The organism is Priestia sp. P5_B4 (assembly GCF_056400385.1).
In genome coordinates this window covers 1-1,939 of record NZ_JBFULJ010000725.1, presented here as the reverse complement: position 1 = coordinate 1,939, position 1,939 = coordinate 1, and the positions used below count along the sequence as shown (strand labels likewise).

General features: G+C 37.3%; 2 protein-coding genes. Both read right to left on the bottom strand.

All coding sequences use genetic code 11. The features are described from left to right. Positions 1-30: 30 nt before the first annotated feature. Positions 31-1,284, bottom strand: a complete 1,254-nt coding sequence (locus AC1DRF_RS25205; RefSeq protein ID WP_060745402.1) for an ABC transporter permease — start codon at positions 1,282-1,284, stop codon at positions 31-33. Next, positions 1,277-1,939 (bottom strand): ABC transporter ATP-binding protein (locus tag AC1DRF_RS25200; RefSeq protein WP_477741980.1); only part of this gene is annotated, 663 nt, incomplete at its 5' end. The genes AC1DRF_RS25200 and AC1DRF_RS25205, both read right to left, overlap by 8 nt.

Here is a 1,939-nt window from a genome sequence, read left to right as displayed (position 1 = left end):
AAACTACTTTTATCTCAGCCTCTCACTTCTTTATGTTTCTTTTTTCGTTAGCTGCAGCGCCTTTTTAATATCTTTAAAAGAGGTAGATTGCCCATACATAAGGACTCCTCCTTTATACACACGGGCACCAAATATAGCTAAAGCCGTAATCGTCACAACTAAAATCCCTATCGATACACTCACTTCCCACACAGGAACATTTAACATACCTACACGCAAAAACATAATCATCGGAGCAAAAAATGGGATAAAAGATGTGACCGTAATGATTGTGGTTTCAGGATCACCAAGTCCAAACATAGCAATTAAAAAAGCAGCCACAATCACAAGGGTCATAGGCGTAATCATTTGCTGTACATCTTCAATACGGCTCACAAGAGAACCTAAAAAAGCCGCGAGCGTAGCAAAAAGGAAGTACCCCAATATGAAGAAGACAAATGCATACACGAATGTAGTCAGCGGAACATCATTAAATCCGAGATAAGAAAAGATACCGTTATGATTTGTTTCCACACTGGCTTTTAACGATGTGTAGCCCACGCTCAGTATCACTGCAAGCTGTGTTAAGCTGAGCAGTGCAATTCCAATGATTTTAGCAAACATTTGTGTAATAGGTGATACGCTCGATACAAGGATCTCCATAACGCGGGATGATTTTTCAGTAGCTACTTCCATCGCAATCATGCTCCCATACATGATAACGGCAAAATAAATAACAAACAGCAGTACATATACAAGACCTCTTGCTTGATTTAGCTCTTGTTCTGTTTTGGCATTTTCAACTAACGCTTTCTTTTTAAATGAAACAGGGCTGTAAAGCTGATCAATTTGCTTTTCTTCTAAACCGATTTTTACTGTAGCCATAGCCACTTTTGTTTGCTGTACCGCCTGTTCTAAGGTAGAAGAAAGATTTGATTCGGCCAAAGAATTAGCTTTGTACACAGCTTGAGGCAGCTGCTTATCGTTTAAAGATAAGAGTAAATAGCTATCGAGCTCCCCATTTTTCACCGCTTGTTTTGCCTTAGACTCAGACGTAAATTCTTTTAAATGAATGTCTTTATCCATGACATTTACATTTTGTTTGAACAATGTATATACGCTTTCCACTTCATAGATGACACCCACATTTGTTCCATTATCGTCTGAATTAAAAACGTCGATAATTTTCTCCATATTTGTAAGAGCAACTAGAATAAGAGCAGTAATAATCGTCGTAATAATAAAAGATTTTGTTTTTAATTTATTAAGATATGTATGAAAGACGATGACCCAAAATTTATTCATAGGAAGCACCTACCTTTTCAATGAAAATATCATTTAATGAAGGCTCTTCCACTGCAAATTTAGATACAAATGAAAAGTGTTTAAGTTCTTGAAAAATGAGTTGTGATACGGATTCATGTTGAATTTGAACAATCATGCCTTCAACTGTTTTTTTCACCTTTACAACGCCTTCAAGCTCTGTAATTCTCTCAAACGGACCTTTTCCGTGTACAATGACGTTTTTCTTTCCAAATGAACGTTTGATCTCGGGCAGCCTTCCATACACTACAGGTGTGCCATGATGCATAATACATAAATATTCACAAAGTTCTTCCACATGTTCCATTCGATGACTTGAAAAAACAATCGTCGTTCCGCGTTTTTTCAAATCAAGCACCGCTTCTTTTAATACCTCTACGTTTACAGGATCTAAGCCGCTAAAAGGTTCGTCTAAAATAAGCAGCTCGGGTCGATGAATAACAGAGGCAATAAATTGAATTTTTTGCTGATTTCCTTTGGATAGCTCTTCTACTTTTTTGGAAGCATATTGAGGAATATTGAATCTAGATAACCAGTGCTCCATTTCCTGCAGCACGTTCGCTTTTTTCATTCCGCGCAACCGTCCAAGGTATACAAGCTGATCTTTGACTTTTAATTTCGGATACAGTCCCATTTC